The 17,375-nt window shown below is 71.3% G+C and carries 11 protein-coding genes; 7 read left to right on the top strand and 4 right to left on the bottom strand.

Annotation, left to right across the window (positions count from 1 at the left end):
- The first annotated feature begins 10 nt into the window (after positions 1–10).
- Genes NYO98_RS12255 through nagA form a run of 3 tightly spaced genes read left to right on the top strand, consistent with a single transcriptional unit; the run spans position 11 to position 3,166 of the window.
- Positions 11–775 (top strand): GntR family transcriptional regulator, encoded by a 765-nt coding sequence (locus tag NYO98_RS12255; RefSeq protein WP_268112011.1) that lies wholly within the window; start codon positions 11–13, stop codon positions 773–775.
- The gene (locus NYO98_RS12250; protein ID WP_268112010.1) at positions 772–2,019 is read left to right on the top strand and encodes a PTS transporter subunit EIIC; all 1,248 of its coding nucleotides are present in this window, start codon (positions 772–774) and stop codon (positions 2,017–2,019) included. Before NYO98_RS12255 ends, NYO98_RS12250 begins: the two co-directional genes overlap by 4 nt.
- 1 nt (position 2,020) lies before the next feature.
- Positions 2,021–3,166 carry an N-acetylglucosamine-6-phosphate deacetylase gene (nagA, locus tag NYO98_RS12245; RefSeq protein ID WP_268112009.1) on the top strand — a complete coding sequence of 382 codons (1,146 nt, stop codon included), beginning with the start codon at positions 2,021–2,023 and terminating at the stop codon, positions 3,164–3,166.
- Here nagA and NYO98_RS12240 read toward each other — a convergent pair.
- From NYO98_RS12240 to NYO98_RS12230, 3 genes are read right to left on the bottom strand one after another with little or no spacing between them, the layout of a single operon-like run.
- Positions 3,141–4,085, bottom strand: a complete 945-nt coding sequence (locus tag NYO98_RS12240) for a carbohydrate ABC transporter permease (protein WP_268112008.1) — start codon at positions 4,083–4,085, stop codon at positions 3,141–3,143. The two genes, nagA and NYO98_RS12240, sit on opposite strands and share 26 nt — an antisense overlap.
- A complete protein-coding gene (locus NYO98_RS12235) occupies positions 4,082–5,029 on the bottom strand; it encodes a carbohydrate ABC transporter permease (RefSeq protein ID WP_268112007.1) in 948 nt (315 codons plus the stop codon). Before NYO98_RS12235 ends, NYO98_RS12240 begins: the two co-directional genes overlap by 4 nt.
- Positions 5,030–5,033: 4 nt before the next feature.
- Complete coding sequence (locus NYO98_RS12230; RefSeq protein WP_268112006.1) at positions 5,034–6,362, bottom strand: ABC transporter substrate-binding protein; 1,329 nt, start codon at positions 6,360–6,362, stop codon at positions 5,034–5,036.
- A gap of 178 nt (positions 6,363–6,540) precedes the next feature.
- Here NYO98_RS12230 and NYO98_RS12225 point away from each other — a divergent pair, with 178 nt between their 5' ends.
- From NYO98_RS12225 to NYO98_RS12210, 4 genes are read left to right on the top strand one after another with little or no spacing between them, the layout of a single operon-like run.
- Positions 6,541–8,541 (top strand): beta-galactosidase, encoded by a 2,001-nt coding sequence (locus NYO98_RS12225; RefSeq protein WP_268112005.1) that lies wholly within the window; start codon positions 6,541–6,543, stop codon positions 8,539–8,541.
- Positions 8,541–9,356, top strand: coding sequence for a DeoR/GlpR family DNA-binding transcription regulator (locus NYO98_RS12220; RefSeq protein ID WP_268112004.1), 816 nt, complete (start codon positions 8,541–8,543; stop codon positions 9,354–9,356). Before NYO98_RS12225 ends, NYO98_RS12220 begins: the two co-directional genes overlap by 1 nt.
- On the top strand, positions 9,353–11,482 hold the full coding sequence (locus NYO98_RS12215) for an alpha-galactosidase (RefSeq protein ID WP_268112003.1): 2,130 nt from the start codon (positions 9,353–9,355) through the stop codon (positions 11,480–11,482). Before NYO98_RS12220 ends, NYO98_RS12215 begins: the two co-directional genes overlap by 4 nt.
- A 40-nt stretch (positions 11,483–11,522) precedes the next feature.
- Positions 11,523–12,143, top strand: coding sequence for a class I SAM-dependent methyltransferase (locus NYO98_RS12210; RefSeq protein ID WP_268112002.1), 621 nt, complete (start codon positions 11,523–11,525; stop codon positions 12,141–12,143).
- Between the two features lie 256 nt (positions 12,144–12,399).
- Here the strand turns inward: NYO98_RS12210 and NYO98_RS12205 are convergent, their stop codons facing one another.
- The gene (locus NYO98_RS12205; RefSeq protein ID WP_268112001.1) at positions 12,400–17,241 is read right to left on the bottom strand and encodes a family 16 glycoside hydrolase; all 4,842 of its coding nucleotides are present in this window, start codon (positions 17,239–17,241) and stop codon (positions 12,400–12,402) included.
- Between the last annotated feature and the right edge of the window lie 134 nt (positions 17,242–17,375).

Raw genomic sequence — 17,375 nt, 5'->3', positions numbered from 1 at the left:
AGAGGGCGGCATGACCACGACGATCGAGGACGGCCCCCGGCCCAAGCACGTGCAGCTGAGGGACGTGCTGGCCGAGCTCGCCACCCGCGACCTCGGACCCGGCGCGTCGATCCCCTCGGAGCGCGAGCTCATGGCGACCTACGACGTCTCCCGCGCCACGGTGCGCAAGGCGATCGACAGCCTGGTGGTCGGCGGGCTGCTCGAGAAGATCCACGGCAAGGGCACGTTCGTCGCGCGCCCCCGCGTGCAGTCCAGCCTGCACCTCGCGTCCTTCACCGACGACATGCGCCGCCGCGGCCTGGTCCCGGCCACCCGCCTCATGCGCGTCGACGAGGAGCGCCCGCCCCCGGAGGTCGTCAAGGCGCTGCGGCTGGGCGCACGCGGCACCGCGTGGCGGATCGACCGCGTGCGGCTCGCCGACGGCCAGCCGATGGCGATCGAGCAGGGGTGGTACCCGTGCTCCCTCCTCCCCGACCTCGACGCCGCGGACCTCACCGGTTCGCTCTACACGCTCTTCGCGACGCGCTACGACCTCGTCATCGACAGCGCCGAGCAGACGCTGTGGGGCGAGGCGGCGGAGGGCGCGACCGCCCGCCGGCTCGAGGCGCCCGTCCACACCCCGCTCCTGGTCTTCCGCCGCGTCTCGACCGCGGCGGGACGGCCGGTCGAGTACGTCGTCTCCCGCTACCGGGGCGACCGCTACCAGGTCCACATGAACCTCGGCGCCGAGCAGGGCGCCGCCAGGAAGAAGAGCACCAGAAGGGATCCATCGTGACCACACAGGACGCCGTCTCGGGCGGCACCACGGAGAGGCGCAGGCTCAACCTCGCGCCGGTCCAGAAGTTCGGGCGCAGCCTCATGCTGCCCATCGCCGCCCTCCCCGTGGCGGCGCTCATGCTGCGCCTCGGCGCCGACGACCTGCTCGGGGCCGACGGCCTCGGCTGGGACAGCGTCGCAGCGGTCGTCGGCGCGGCCGGGGGCGCACTCTTCGCCAACCTGCCGCTGCTGTTCGCCGTCGGCATCGCCATCGGCATGGCGCGGAAGTCGGACGGCTCGACGGCCCTCGCGGCAGTGGTCGGCTACCTCGTGTTCGAGGCGGTCGGTGAAGCGATGTCGCCCTACGTCCTCGAGGGCGACGAGCTGATCAACTACGGCGTGCTGGGCGGCATCGTCATGGGTCTCGTCAGCGCCTGGCTGTGGCAGCGCTACCACCGGATCTCGCTCCCGCCCTACCTCGCCTTCTTCGGCGGACGGCGGTTCGTGCCGATCATCACGGCATCCGCAGCCGTCGCGATCTCGGTGCTGATGAGCTTCGTCTACTTCGCCTTCGACGCGGGCATCACCGGCCTCGGCGAGTGGGTCACCGACAACGCCGTCCTCGGCGGCTTCGTCTACGGCACCCTCAACCGGCTGCTCATCCCGCTCGGGCTGCACCACATCCTGAACAACCCGCCGTGGTTCATCTTCGGCGAGTACACGCCCCCCGGCGGTGAGGCGGTCAATGGCGACATCGCGCGCTTCCTGGCCGGCGACCCGACCGCGGGCGCCTTCATGACGGGCTTCTTCCCGATCATGATGTTCGCGCTCCCCGCCGCCGCGCTGGCGATCTGGCACGAGGCCCGCCCGCAGAACAAGAAGCTCGTCGGCGGCATCATGCTGTCGGCCGCGCTGACCGCGTTCCTCACCGGCGTCACCGAGCCGCTGGAGTTCGCGTTCATGTTCGTCGCGTTCCCCCTCTACGTCATCCACGCGCTGCTCACCGGCACGTCGATGGCCCTGGTGAACTGGCTCGGGATCAAGGACGGCTTCGGCTTCTCGGCCGGCCTGTTCGACTACGTGCTCAACTACAACATCGCGACCAAGCCGCTGCTGCTGATCCCGATCGGCCTGGCCTACGCGGCGCTCTACTACTTCCTGTTCCGGTTCGTGATCCGGAAGTGGAACCTCCGCACGCCCGGCCGTGAGGACGAGGACGACCCGGCCGGCGGGTCCATCCTCGAGCAGGACAACAAGGCCTGACGTGATCCTGGCAGCACGACAGGTGGTCACCCCGGCGCGCGTCCTCGCGCCGGGGTGGCTGCTCCTCGACGGCGACCGCATCGTCGAGGTCGGCGAGGGTGCTCCCCCGCACCGTCCCGACGTCGACCTCGGTGGCGCGACCATCACCCCGGGCTTCGTCGACCTCCACGTGCACGGCGGCGGGGGTGCGTCGTTCGACCTCGGTACGGCGGACGCCGCGGCCGTGGTGGCCGACGCCCACCTCGTGCACGGCACCACGTCGATGGCCGCGAGCCTCGTCACCGACACCGCCGAGCGGATGGCCGCCGCCGTGCGCGAGCTCGGGCTGCTGGTCCGGGACGGTCGGCTCGCCGGCGTCCACCTCGAGGGGCCGTGGCTGAGCCCGCAGCGCTCGGGCGCCCACCAGCCGGGCTCTCTCACCCACCCGGACCCGGCCGCGGTCCACGACCTCCTGGCCGCCGGGGACGGCGCCGTGCGGATGGTCACGCTCGCGCCCGAGCTGCCCGGCGGCGTCGACGCCGTACGCCGGCTCGCCGAGGCCGGCGTCGTCGCCGCCGTGGGCCACACCGACGCGACGTACGACGAGTCGCGGGCCGCCCTCGATGCCGGCGCGCGCCTCGGCACGCACCTCTTCAACGCCATGCGCCCGCTGCACCACCGCGACCCCGGGGCGGTCGGCGCCCTCCTCGACGCGCCGGTGGACGTCGAGCTGATCGCCGACGGCGTCCACCTGCACCCGGCCGTCCTGCGCACCGTCTTCGCGGCCAAGCCCGGCCGCTGCATCCTCGTCACCGACGCGATGGCGGCGGCGGGGGCGCCCGACGGCGACTACCGGCTCGGCCCGATGGCGATCGAGGTGCGCGACGGCGTCGCGCGCCTGGCCTCGCCGGACGGCGACGGTGCCATCGCCGGCTCGACGCTCACGATGGACGCAGCCGTGCGCTTCTGCGTTCGCACCGCAGGCCTGCCGCTGCTCGACGTGGTCCACGCGGCCAGCACCGCTCCCGCCCGGGCGTGGGGGCTGGACGACGTCGGCGCGATCGAGGCGGGCCGCCGCGCCGACCTGGTCGTGCTCGACGAGGAGCTGCGCGTGACCCGGGTGATGCGCGCCGGCGCCTGGGTCAGCCCTTCGTCGACCCCAGCGTGAGCCCGGAGACGAACTGCTTCTGCAGCAGGAAGAACACGATGAGCACCGGCAGCGCCACGATGATCGAGCCGGCCGCGACGAGGTTCGTGTCGGTGAAGAACTGGCCGCGCAGGTTGTTCAGCGCCGAGGTGATCGGCAGCTTGTCGCCCTGCTGGATGAGCACCGTCGCCCAGAAGAACTCGTTGTAGATCCAGGTGAACTGCAAGGTGGCCAGGGCCGCCAGGGCGGGTCGTACGAGCGGCATGGTCAGCTGCCAGTACTGGCGCCACACGCTGGCCCCGTCGAGCTCGGCGGACTCGTAGATCTCGTGCGGCAGCGTCTTCATGTAGTTGCTCAGCACGAACGTGCAGAAACCCATCTGGAACGCCGTGTTGACGAGGATGAGCGCCCAGAAGCTGTTGAGCATCGAGCCGGAGTCGCTCATGAACAACGGCAGCGGGATCTCCCGGAACATGCGGAAGACCGGGATGAGCAGCGCCTGCGGCGGGAGCAGGTTCGCGGCGAGGAAGACGCCGAGCATGATGAGGTTGAAGCGGTAGCTGAACCGGGCCAGGACGAACCCGACCATCGACGACAGCCACAGCGTCAGCAGCACGGCCGGGATCGTGACCATGAGCGAGTTCTTCAGGTGGAGCCCGAAGTTGCCGCGCGTCCAGGCCTCCTCGTAGTTGGACGTGGTCCAGCCGCCGAAGGAGAGGTAGCCGTTGGCCTGGGTGTAGTCGTACTCGCGGAACGAGTTGATGAGCGCCCACAGCAACGGGAAGAGCCACAGCAGCGCGAGCAGCGCGACGATCACCGTCACCACGATCCCGCGGGGCTTGCTCATGACACCGCCCTCGACGCGCTTGGGTGGCGTGCGGGACCCGCCGGTGCCCGAGGGCGTGGGGCCCGTGTCAGCGGGCAGGGTCTCGGTGCTCATCCTCGGCGCTCCTCACGGAAGACGTTGCGCAGGTAGAGGGTGATGAAGATCGACGAGATCAGCATCATGATCACGGCGAGCGCGGAGCCGAATCCGTACCTCGTCGCCTCGCCGATGACGTTCTGGGCGACGAGCGCACCGATGACCTCGAGGCCGTTGCGGCCCTTGTTGATGACCCAGACGATGTCGAAGGCGCGCAGCGACTCGATCACCACGATGACGACCACGATCATGTTGATCGGGCGCATCACGGGGAAGATCACGTGGAAGAAGGTCTTCACCTCGCTGGCGCCGTCGACGGCGGCGGCCTCCCGCAGGCTGGCGTCGACCCCCTTCAGGCCGGCCAGGTAGATGAGCATGATGTAGCCGGTGTGGCGCCAGCCCGTCGCGACCAGGACCGCCCACAGGTTGATGTCCGGGTCGCCGTACCAGTCCACCTGCGTGCCGAAGACGTCGTTGATGAGCCCCTGGTCGCGCGAGTAGAAGAGCTGCCAGATGAAGCCGATGAGCGCCACCGACAGCACGACGGGCATGTAGAAGGCGGTCTGGTAGAACCGGCTGCCCCGGATCTCGCGGTCGAGCAGCACCGCGAGCAGGATGCCGAGCACGGTCGGGATGAAGAACAGGAACCCCAGCCAGATGAGGTTGTGCTGGATCGCCGGCCAGAACGGCGGGTAGATCGTGGCGATGTCCTTGTAGTTCTGGAAGCCGACCCACTCGATGGTGTCGAGGTCGCCGAAGCCGTTCCACGTGCCGAAGGACAGGACGACCGAGCCCAGCGCCGGGACCCAGACGAGCGCCAGCACGAGCACCAGCGGGACGGTCACCATTGCGATGACGGTCAGCCGGTCACGCGTGGCCAGCTTCTTCTCGCGCCCCTGGGGCGGGGCCCCGGCCCGGTCTGGCGGCGTCGCGGCCTGCGGCGCCTCGTCGATGTGTGCCATGGCGTCAGCCGAAGATGGAGTTGGCCTGCTCCTGGATGCTGGCCGTGACCCCGTCGATGTCGTCGGGGTTCTTCAGGAAGTCCTGGATCGACGGGATCATCACCGTGTTGGCGAAGTCGGCGTTGGTGTCGCGGTCCATGAACTGCGCGATGTTGGCGGCGGCGCCGACGACCTCGGCGGACTTCTTCTGCAGCGCGTTGTAGGTCGAGGTGCTCGCCCCGGAGTTGGCGGCGATGAACGGCACGTCTGCGTTGTCGTTCGCGATGTCGGCCGCCTCGGCGCTGCCGAGCCACTTGATCATCGCCTTGGCGGCCTCCTGGTTCTGCCCGCCGGCAGCGACGCAGAAGCCGTCGATCGGCGCGTCGAGGGCGTCGGCCCCGATGCTGGCGTCGAGCTCGGGGAAGGTGAAGAAGTCCAGGTCGTCGGCGACGTCGGCCACCGCGTCGGCGACGAACGTGCCGAGCAGGTACATGCCGCACTCGCCCTTGCCCATCGCGGTCGCCGCCTCCTGCCAGGTGCGGCCGAGGGGGTCGGCCTGGTGGTACGGCAGCAGGGTCCGCCAGGTGTCGAAGACGAGCTTGACCTCGTCGCCGTCCCACTTCTCCTCGCCGGCCATCAGGCTCATGTGGAAGTCGTAGCCGTTGAGACGCATGTTGAGGATGTCGAACGTGCCCATCGCGGGCCAGCCGTCCTTGTCGCCGAAGGCGAAGGGCGTGACGCCCTTGCCCTGCATCTCGTCCATGAGCGACATGAAGTCGTCCTTGGTCTCCGGCGGGGCCCAGCCGTTCTCGTCGAAGACCGACTTGCGGTAGAAGACCGCCCACGGGTAGTAGTCCTTGGGCACGAAGTACTGCTTGCCGTCCGGGGCGGTCGACGCCTCCTTGAACGAGTCGCTCATCCCGTCGATGGGCCAGACGTCGCTGAGGTCGGTGATCAGGCCGTTCTCGGCGAACTGCGCCATCCGGAAGCCCGCGAACCACGTGAACACGTCGTCCGGCGAGCCCTGCAGGTAGGTGTTGATGCTCTCCTGGAACGTGTTGTGCTCGACGGAGTTGATCTTGACGTCGGTGCCGGTGTCCTTGGCGTAGGCGTCGGCCATCGCCTTGAGCCGGTCGTAGGCCGGGCCCGCCCCCTCCACCTCGTTCATGCCGAACTTCACCGTCGCGCCCGAGCCCGACGACGGCCCGGAGTCGTCGCCGCCGCACGCGGCGAGCAGGTTGGCACCGCCGACGGCGAGGCCGCTCAGCGCCAGACCGCGCAGCACGGAGCGGCGCGAGGCGGCCATGGTGACGAGCGCCGAGCGGGGGACGGCGCTGGAACGGGACAGTGACACGACGGCCTCCTGGGTGACAGCCTGGGACAAAACCGAACAGGGATGCACAGCATGTGACGGTGCCCACAGGCCAGTCAACCCCTCTGGGTGGTCATTTCCCACCAGATCAAACATTTCCGAACCCAAATCCTCGTTGAAGCGTTGACTTTGGAGTGTGAGGGTGGACACAGTTGGCGGCATGCCGACACCTCTGCCCGCACTCGCGTTCGGCGGCGACTACAACCCCGAGCAGTGGCCGGCTGCGGTCCTCCGCGAGGACCGCGACCTGATGCGGGAGGCCGGGGTCGACCTCGTCACGCTCGCCGTGTTCTCGTGGGCCTGGCTGCAGCCGCGACCCGACGCCTGGGAGTTCGGCTGGCTCGACGAGCAGATGGACGACCTGCACGCGGCCGGGATCAAGGTGGACCTCGCCACCGCCACCGCGTCGCCGCCGCCGTGGCTGACCCACCGCCATCCCGACATGCTGCCGGTGACGCAGGACGGGAGGACGCTGTGGCCGGGCGGGCGCCAGTCCTTCTGCCCCAGCTCACCGGTCTACCGCGAGCACGCCCTCGAGCTGTGCACCCGGATGGCGGAGCGCTACCACGACCACCCCGCGCTCGCCCTCTGGCACGTGTCCAACGAGCTCGGCTGCCACAACGCGCGCTGCTACTGCGACACGAGCGCCGCGGCGTTCCGCACGTGGTTGCGCCGCCGGTACGACGACGACGTCGCGCGGCTCAACGACGCCTGGGGCACGGCGTTCTGGTCGCAGCGCTACGACGACATCGAGCAGGTCCTCCCGCCCCGCGTGGCGCCGACCCACGCCAACCCCACCCAGCAGCTGGACTTCGCCCGCTTCTCCTCCGACCAGCTGCTCGACAACTTCGTCGCCGAGCGTGACGTGCTGCACCGGATCTCCCCCGGGGTGCCGGTGACGACGAACTTCATGGTCATGCGGCAGACCCCCCAGATGGACTACCTGCGCTGGGGTCGCGAGCTGGACGTGGTGTCCAACGACCACTACCTCATCGGGGCGGAGGACGGCGGTCACCGCGAGCTGGCGTTCAGCGCCGACCTCACCCGCGGCACGGCCGGCGGGCGCCCGTGGCTGCTGATGGAGCACTCCACGAGCGCCGTCAACTGGCAACCCCGCAACCGCGCCAAGCGCCCCGGCGAGATGATCCGCAACAGCCTGTCGCACGTCGCGCGCGGCGCCGACGCGGTGCTCTTCTTCCAGTGGCGCGCCTCCCGGGCCGGGGCCGAGAAGTTCCACTCGGGCCTGCTCCCCCACGCCGGCACGGACACCCGCCAGTGGCGCGAGGTGGTCGAGCTGTCCCGGGTGCTCGACGCCGTCGAGGAGGCGGCCGGCAGCACCGCCCGCAACGACACCGCGATCCTGTTCGACTACCAGGCGTGGTGGGGCTGCGAGCTCGACTCCCACCCGAGCATCGACGTGCACTACCGCGACCGGGCCGAGGACCTCCACCGCGCCCTGTCGGCACACGGCGTGGGGGTCGACGTCGTCCATCCGTCCACCGACCTGTCCTCCTACCGGCTCGTCGTGGTGCCCACGCTCTACCTCGTCGACGACGCGACGGTCGCCTCCGTGACCGCGGCGGCCGAAGCAGGTGCCACAGTCGTGATCACCTACTTCAGCGGCATCGTCGACGAGCACGACCACATCCGCCTCGGCGGCTACCCCGGCGCGTTCCGCGAGCTGCTGGGTGTCCGCACCACCGAGCTCCTCCCGCTGATGGCCGGCGAGTCGGTGCAGGTGGAGGGCCTGGGGACCGGCGCCGTCACGGCCGACACCTGGGCCGAGGACCTGGAGCTGGCCGGCGCCGAGGCGGTGGCGTCGTACGTCGACGGTCCCGCCGCGGGGCTCCCCGCCGTGACCCGGCGGACGGTCGGCGAGGGCGCCGCGTGGTACGTCGCCACGCGCCTCGCACCCGCGGGCACCGACCGGCTGGTCGACCGGCTGGTCGCCGAGACCGGCATCGAGACGTTGCCGGGCGCCGGCGAGCTCGTCGAGGTCACCCGCCGGGTCGGCGACGACGCGAGCTGGCTCTTCGTGGTCAACCACGGCGACGACCCGGCACCGGTCGACGTGCACGGCGTCGAGCTCGTCACCGGGCGCGACGTCGCGGGCGACCTGCAGGTGCCGGCAGGCGGCGTCGCCGTGGTGCGGGAGTCCTGATGCTCGCCGCCCAGCGACGGAGTCGCATCCTCGCCGAGCTCAGCCGGGACGGGACCGTGCGCGTCACCGACCTCGTCGAGCTGCTCGGCGTGTCCGACATGACCGTGCGGCGCGACCTCGTCGCCCTTCACCGCGACGGACTGCTGGAGAAGGTCCACGGCGGAGCGCTCGCGGTGGCCGAGCCGTCGGCGTCCGAGCCCGGCTTCGCCGCGAAGTCCGTGCAGCACCGGCGGGAGAAGGAGGCGATCGCCGCCGCCGCCGCCGAGCTGGTGCACACCGGCATGGCGATCGCCGTCTCGGCGGGCACCACCACCCACGCCCTCACCGAGCACATCGCCCGGATCCCCAACCTCACCGTCGTCACCAACTCGGTGTGGGTCGCCGACGTGCTGCACCGCACCGGTGACGCCACGACCTCGGTCCTCCTCACCGGTGGGCTCCGCACGCCCTCCGACGCCCTCGTCGGACCGGTCGCGGTGTCGTCGCTGCGCAGCCTCCACGTCGACGCGTTCTTCATGGGCGTGCACGGCATGGACGTGCGGGCCGGCTTCAGCACCCCCAACCTCCTGGAGTCGGAGACCAACCGCGCGATGATCGAGCGCTCCCGCCGGCTCATCGTGTGCGCCGACTCCAGCAAGTGGGGCGTCGTGGGCCTCAGCAGCATGGCCGGGCTGTCCGAGGCGTCCGTGCTCGTGACCGACTCGGGCCTGTCGGCCCAGGCCAGCGGCGCCCTCGCCGACCACGTCGGCGAGCTGGTCGTCGTCGACCCGGTCGACGACGACGACGCCCTCGACGAGGCGGTGGCCGACCAGTGAGCGGCGCCCCCGTCCACCTCTCGCGGGGAGGGGTCAGCCTCGTGCTGGCCCGCGACGACCAGGGCGTCCCGCGCATCGTGCACTGGGGTGCCGCACTCGGCGCCCTGGACGAGTCCGCCCTGACCGGCCTGGCCGGCGCTCGACGCCCCGGCGCGTCGCGGTCGGCGTACGACGGCCCGCGCACGACGGGCCTCGTGCCCGACGGCACGCGCGGGTACGCCGGCACCCCGGCCCTGTCCGGCCACCGCGTCGGCGGCACCGCGCGTGCGATCACCCCGAGCCTCGTCGAGTGGGACGTGCACCCGGCCGGGGAGGCGGGCGTGACCTGCACGTCGACCGACGACGAGGCGGGCTGGTCCGTGCGGGTCGGGCTGTCCCTCGACGACGCCGGGCTGCTGCACGCGCGGACGTCGGTCACCAACACCGCCGACGGCGACCTGCACCTCGCCTCCGTGCTGACCGCGCTGCCCGTCGGCGCCCACGCCACGGAGCTGCTCGACCTCACCGGACGCTGGTGCAAGGAGCGCACGCCCCAGCGCCACCCGTGGGTGCAGGGCACGCACCGGCGCGACGCCCGCCACGGCCGCACGGGCCACGACGCCACCCTCGTCATGGTGGCCGGCACCCCCGGGTTCACCTTCGGCACCGGCGAGGTGTGGGCGGTGCACACCGCGTGGAGCGGCAACCACACCCACTACGCCGAGCGCACGCCCGAGGGCGAGTGCCTGGTCGGCGGGGGCGAGCTGCTCGACCCGGGCGAGGTGGTCCTCGCCCCCGGCGAGACGTACGACGCCCCGCGGGTGCTCGGCTCGTGGTCGGGCTCCGGCCTCGACGCGATGAGCCACCGCTTCCACGCCCACCTTCGTGCCGTCACGCCGCGGTCGCGGACCGAGCGGCCGGTCATCGCCAACTCGTGGGAGGCGGTCTACTTCGACCACTCCCTCGAGCGGATCGCCGAGCTCGCCGACGTCGCCGCGTCGGTCGGGGTCGAGCGCTTCGTCCTCGACGACGGCTGGTTCCTCGGCCGCCGCGACGACACCTCCGGCCTCGGCGACTGGACGGTCGACCCCGCCGTCTGGCCCCAGGGGCTGGGTCCGTTGGTCGACCACGTGACCGGCCGCGGGATGGAGTTCGGGCTGTGGGTCGAGCCGGAGATGGTCAGCCTCGACTCCGAGACCGCCCGCCGCCACCCGGAGCGCGTGCTGCGCGGGCGCTCCGCCGCGCCGCCGGAGTGGCGTCAGCAGCAGGTCCTCGACCTGCAGGACCCGGGCGCGTACGACGACCTCCGCGCCGCCCTCCTCGCGCTGCTCGGCGACCTCGACGTCGCCTACCTCAAGTGGGACCACAACCGCGACCTCACCGACGCCGTGCACGACGGGCGTCCGGCCGTGCACGGGCAGACGCGGGCCTTCTACCGCCTGCTCGACGAGCTGCGGTCCGCGCACCCCGACCTCGAGATCGAGTCCTGCTCCTCGGGTGGTGCCCGCGTCGACGCGGAGGTGCTCTCGCGCACCGACCGGATCTGGCCGAGCGACACCATCGACGCCCTCGAGCGGCAGCACCTGCAGCGCTGGACCTCCCTGCTGGTGCCGCCGGAGCTGATGGGCTCCCACGTGGGTGGCCCGACGGCGCACACCACCGGCCGTACGCACTCCCTGCGCTACCGCGCCGCGACCGCGCTGCTCCACTGGTTCGGCATCGAGTGGGACATGTCGCGCCTCGACGAGGCCACCCTCGCGGAGCTGGGCGAGTGGATCGAGCTCCACAAGCGGGTGCGCCCGCTCATCGCCGGCGGCACCCTCGTCCACCCCGACCACCCGGATCCCGCCGTGCTGGTGACCGGCATCGTCGCCGCGGACCGCATCGAGGCGTGGTACGTCGTCGCGACGGTCGCGGCCACCGCGACCCAGCACCCCGCCCCGCTCCGCCTGGCCGGCCTCGACCCCGACCGCCGCTACCGCCTCGCCGAGGAGATGCCACGCGGTCCCGGGGGCGCCGACCTGACCGGCACCTGGTCCGCCGACGGCGCCGAGATCGACGGCCGGGTCCTGGCGACGGTCGGTGTCGCGCTCCCGGTCCTGGACCCGGAGGAGGCCCGGGTGCTGCGGCTGGTGGCGGTCGGCTGAGGCTGCCGCCCACCCCCGGACCGGGCCTACCCTGCTGGGCATGGACGCAGACGGATGGGACGAGAGGTACGCCGCCAGCGACCTCGTGTGGTCGCGCGAGCCCAACCAGTTCGTGGCCACCGAGCTCGCCGACCTGCCGCCCGGCACCGCGGTGGACCTCGCGGCGGGCGAGGGACGCAACGCGCTCTGGCTCGCCTCGCGCGGGTGGTCGGCCACCGCCGTGGACTTCTCGCAGGTCGCCCTGGGCAAGGGCGCCCGCCTGGCCGCCGACGATCCTCGCAGCCCCGACGTGACGTGGGTCCGCGCCGACGCCACCACGTGGGAGCCGGCCGAGCCGGTCGACCTCGTCGTCATCGCCTACCTGCAGGTCCCCGCCTCCGACCGCCGGCGCGCGGTGCGCCACGCGGTCGGGATGCTGCGCCCGGGCGGGACGTTCCTGCTGGTCGCCCACGACTCCACCAACCTCACCGAGGGGACCGGCGGGCCGCAGGAGGCCGCGGTGCTGATGACGGCCGAGGACGTCCTCGCCGACCTGACCGGCCTCGACGTCGAGGTGGTCAGGGCCGGGCGCGTGGCCCGCGAGGTCACCGCGGCCGACGGTCACGGCGGCGAGGAGCGGCGTACGGCGTGGGACTGCCTGGTCCGGGTGGTCCGGCGCTGACGCTCCGCTCGTCCGCCGCCCACCCACCCGACCGCTGCGTCATACCGATCCGCACCCATGGGTTCGGGTTCGTATGACGCAGCGGACGGCGCCTCCCTGCGTCATACCAATCCGCACCCATGGGTTCGGGTTCGTATGACGCAGCGGACGGCGCCAGACGTACGACGACGGCCCGCCCTCCGGTGGGAGGACGGGCCGTCGGGGACCGCGTGGTCCGGGCGGTCGGGCGCTGAGGCAGCGCCCGACCCCCGGAGGGTCAGCGGGTCAGGCGGACCTTGACCCGCTGGGTGGTGCCGTCGTCGAAGCGGACGACCAGGACGGCCTTGACGTTCGCCTTCCTGCCCAGCTCGGCGCGTGCGCGCTTGTTGAGCGTGACGGTGACCTTGCCCTTCTCGGTGGCGTCGAGGTCGAACGAGCCGGCGCCGAGGCGCTTGCCGTCCTTCCCGCGCGTCCTGAGCGCGACCTTGCCCTCGCAGGCGTCCGAACCGCAGGTCATGACCAGCCTGGCCTTGCGACGGTTCTTGGTCGCGTCGACCTTCCCGCCCTTGGTGACCGTCACCGAGGGGTCGGCCGCGGGCGGCGTCGGAGGCGTCGTCGGAGGCGTGGTCGGGGGCGTGGTCGGAGGCGTGGTGGGCGGGGTCGTCGGCGGGGTCGTCGACGGCTTCACCACCTCGAGCTGCGCACTCCCCTGACCCGGGTCGGTCGCGATGTCGCCGGCGTAGTCCGCCACCAGCTCCACGGTCCCGGCCTCGGTGAACGGACCGACCTCGAAGGTCGCCCTGCCGTCCTCCAGCTCCACCGCCGGCAGGTCGGTGCCGTCCACGGACAGCACCACCTCACCGGTCGGCGCCGCCTCGGCGGCCGAGCCGACCTCGACGACGACGTCGCCCTTCTTGCCCGTCTCCAGCTCCTCCGGCGCGGTGACCGTCACGTCGGACGCGACGTTCTCCGGGTCGGCGAGATCCATGACCTGCACGTCGCGGTAGAAGACGTTCTCACCGCCGCCGTGGTTCTGCAGGCCGATGTACGACGGCCAGGTCAGGCGCTTGGTCTCCCCCGCCGGACTGGTGAAGTCGTTCACCAGCCGGTCGTTGAGGTAGATCCGGATCCGCTTGCCCTCCACCTTGATCTCGTAGTGGTTCCACTGCCCGACCGGCTTGAGCGCAGCGTCGCGAGCCGGCAGGTCGGCGGACTGGAAGTTGTAGACCGCGCCGGTGGTGCTGTCCGGGTCGTCCGTGGCGTCGATCTGGATCTCGTACCCGCGGTCGACGGCCACCCAGGGGTCACCGGCCGGGTTGGGTGCGTCACCGTCGTAGCGGGGGGTCGTCTCAGGGTTGGGGAACCCGACGAAGACGCCACCGTTGTCGTCCTTGGTGAGCTTCCAGTCCAGCTGCAGCGAGTAGTCGCCCTCGAGCGGCTCGGAGTGCCACAGCAGGCCCAGGCCGCCGTTGGTCTTGAGCGTGCAGTCGGCCTCGCGGGTGAACACGCCGGGACCGGCCATGTTCCAGTCCGCCAGGCTCTCCGCGGTGCCGTCGAACAGCGTCCGGTAGCCGGGGTCGGCCTCGGTCGCCTCGCACGTGTCGGGCTCGACGACCGGGTCACCGCTCACCTTGAACCAGTCGAATGCGCCGACCTGGCTGCCGGTGCCGTTGTAGGCGGCGACACCGATCTTGGGTGCGATCAGCCCGTTGGACGGGTAGCCCGCGCCCATGGACTGCCACGTCGTGCCCTGGTCGGTCGACCAGCGGCCCTGGATCGCGGTGCCGGTCGAGACCATCTGCAGCTGCAGGTCGTCGGGAGCGGCGCCGTCGGGCAGGTCGGCGTTGGTGTAGACCATGTCGCCGTTGATCCGGCGACCCAGCTCGAGCACCCAGTTGCCGTCCGGCTTCTCCATCGCGACGAACTTGGCGTAGTTGGTCGCGCTGGTCCAGGCGACCAGACCACCCTGGAGGTAGTCGTCCGTGCCCGTCATCGTGAGCTGCGTGGTGGCGGCCCAGGTGTCGTCGGCGGGCGCGTCCTGCAGGACCATGTTCTTCGCGTCGACCGCACCGCCGGAGAGGTCACCGGCCTGGGCGTTGATGCGCAGCTGGCCGCCCGCCACCGTGACGCCGGTGGCCGTCTTGTTGAGGACCGTGCTCCAGCGGCAGGTGTCGAGCGTCGTGCCGTCGAACTCGTCGTCGGCACCCGGCGTCTCGCCCGGCGCGCAGGCCGAGCGCGCCCCGAGGGCGAGGTAGTCGAGGTTGACGTTGCCGTGGTCACCCGCGTCGCGCGCGATCCTGACGACGTTGGCGCCTGCCTTCAGCTCGATCTGGTCCTCGTAGGTCAGCCAGGTCTTCCACGAGTCACCCGGCGGCAGCAACAGCTTCTTGACGAAGACGTCGTTGACGTAGAGGGACATCTGCTTGGTCTGGTTGGGCTGCGGGTTGGGACCGTTGGCGTAGCCGAGCGTGACGGCGTGGAAGCCGGCCGCCGTCGTGGTGAGGTCGAAGGTCACAGCGGTGCCGTCGTTCTCGAAGCCACCGACGTAGCCGGTGCCGCTGTAGCCGGCGTGCTCGGTCTGGACGCGGTTGCCCTGGCCCGTGACGGTGCCGTCCTCGGCCTCGACGCGACCACCGGTCGGGTCGATGAGCTTCACGTGGTCGAGGTTGACGTGGCCGTCGTCGCCCTGCTCGTAGGCGATCTCCACGCGGGTCACGCCAGCGGGCAGCGTGACCGGGACGGTGATCGTCCCCCACGTCTTCCAGTCGGCGAAGGGCGGCAGCGAGATCTGCTGGCGCACGTCGCCGAGGTACAGGCTCATCCTCTTGGTCTGGTTGGGCGCCGGGTTCGGGCCGTTGGCGTAGCGGATCTGCAGCTCGTACGCGCCGGCCCTGGGCGCGACCACGTCGACCGCGCTGCCCGAGCCGACGGTCTGGATGCCGTCGACGAAGCCCGAGCCCGTGTAGCCGGCGTGCTCGGTGTCGATGCCGGCGGTCCCGGACAGCTCGCCGTCCTCCAGCTCGTAGATGCCGTCCGGAGCGGGCTCCGGCTCCTCGGCGACGTAGCCGGGGTAGCTGTTGAGCGTGTACCAGGCCTCGGTGCTCCACAGCGTCTCGTTCGAGGCGGACTCGAACGGGCGCGGGGAGCGCAGGTGCACGACCCGGTCGGGCTTCATCCCGTCGACCTGGAGGGTGACCGTACGGCCGTCCTCGCTGGCGGTCGCGCCGGTGACCTGGAGCGACTCCTCGTCGAGCTTGGGGCCGCCGTACTGGGCGGTGGCCCGGTAACGCCACTGCTCCACCTGGTACTTGGACGCGAGGTCCTCGAGGGTCGCGGCCGAGAGGGGCTGCGTGTACTCGATCTCGAAGCCGCCCTCGACGACGTCCATCGACGCCATGTCGAACGGCACGTCCCCGCTCAGGTCGAGCTTCTGCAGGCCGTAGCGGAGCTTGCCGGTCTGGCCCCAGTTGCCGCCGGCGCCGAGGCCACCGACGACCAGCGAGCCGTCGGGACCCTTGAGGACGCGGCTGACGCCCGCCTCGAGTCCCTGGGTCATCCGGAAGAGGGCGCCCTGGTAGCGACCGTCGACCTTCTCGAGGTCGGCACGCTGGAGGCCGCCGTAGGTCACGTCGCCGATGAACAGCTGGCCGGCGTACGGGCCCTGCTCGACGACGACCGGGGTGCTCGGGGAGTTGGCGATCTCGTTCTGCGGCATCCACAGGATCGGCTTGGTCACCGGCTGGTCGTCGAAGCGACCCGGGGTGCCGTCCGGCTCGGTGGTGAAGTGGTTGTAGAACTCACCGGGCTTGATCTCGATGAGCTTGTTGGCCGGCAGCCAGCCGCCCTGGTTGTCGGTCACGAAGATCTCGCCGTCCGGACCCCAGCCCATGCCGTGGGGGGTGCGCAGACCGCCGGCGACGTAGTCGATCGCGCCGGTCTCCTTGTCGATCGTGATGTGGGTGCCGCGGTCGTAGGAGCCCTGCGGCACGGTCGTGGCGCCACCGAGGTTGATCGAGACGGAGAGGTTCACGTGGAACTTGCCGTCCTTGTAGAGCATCCCGAAGCCGAACTCGTGGAAGTTGCCGTCGAAGGGGTAGTCGGCGATCTTCTGCTGGGTCTGGAAGACGCCCTGGGCGTCCTCCCCGGTCAGCTTGATGAGGCCGGTCTTCTCGGAGATGTAGATCCCGCCGTCGACGACCTTGATGCCCTGCGGCTCCTTGAGCCCGCCGGCGATCTTGGTGCGCGTGACGTCCGCGGGGGACGCGGCGTCCGTGACGCCGCTGAGCCGGTAGAGCTCGCCGAGCTCGACGTTGCCCTGGTCGTTGCCGTTGCCGCCCCAGGTCAGGACGAGCAGGTCGTCGCCGTCCCACTCGAGCCCGGTGACCTGCGGCTCGAAGCCCTGCGGGCGCAGGTCGACCAGGTCGTACGCCGGGTTGACGCCGTCGAGCTGGAGGCCGTCACCGGCGGAGTCCTGCTGGCCCTCGCACTGCTTGAAGCCGGGGGCGGTCACGCGGGTGACGTTGGCCTCGGTGCTGAGGGCGGAGGTCGGGACGACCGAGAAGGTGGTCGCGCCGGGCGGCATCCACTGCAGCAGCAGGCGCTCGCCCCCGCCGGCCTCGAAGTAGTCCACGCGGAGGTCGTGGATCTCACCGGCGGTCAGCGTGACGCTGCCCTCCTTGGCCTCCTCACCGTGGAGACCGTCGTTGTCGACGACGACCTGGTCGTCGACCGTGAGGCGCGAGCCGTCGTCGCTGGTGAGCCGGAACTGGTAGGTGCCGCTGGTCTCGACGCTCAGGTGGGCCAGCGCCTCGACCACGAAGTTGTCCTGGAGGCCGCCGAAGTCGTCGGGCGCGTCCCAGTCGACGACCTGCTTGAGCTGGTCGACGTTGGGCGTCTGCCCGGGCTTGAGCGTGCACAGCTCGGAGATGCCCTGACCGAGCTGGAAGGCCCGCATCGTCAGGCCGGGCTCGTCGCCCGCAGGGACTGCGGACGCGCTGGGCGCGACCGCGGCGAGGCTCGCCGCCACGGCGGTGGCGAGGGCCGCAGTGGTCCACCGGGACCTACGACGGGACCGCGCGTCGCCGGCGCGCGATCGGGGGTTGAACGAGGACTTCGACACCTGGACCTCCTGGTGACCCGGGCGGCAAGGACGCACGCCGGGGGTGATGTGACGCCCCTCACCCTAGGACCGATCCGACACTTTGTGAACAACTTTTGACTGCCAATCGTCATAAGGGGTTCCTGCCGTTACAG

This window comes from Nocardioides pini, assembly GCF_026712185.1.
Lineage (GTDB): Bacteria > Actinomycetota > Actinomycetes > Propionibacteriales > Nocardioidaceae > Nocardioides > Nocardioides pini.
Note: the sequence above shows the minus strand (reverse complement) of the source record. Positions and strands in the feature narration are given on the sequence as shown.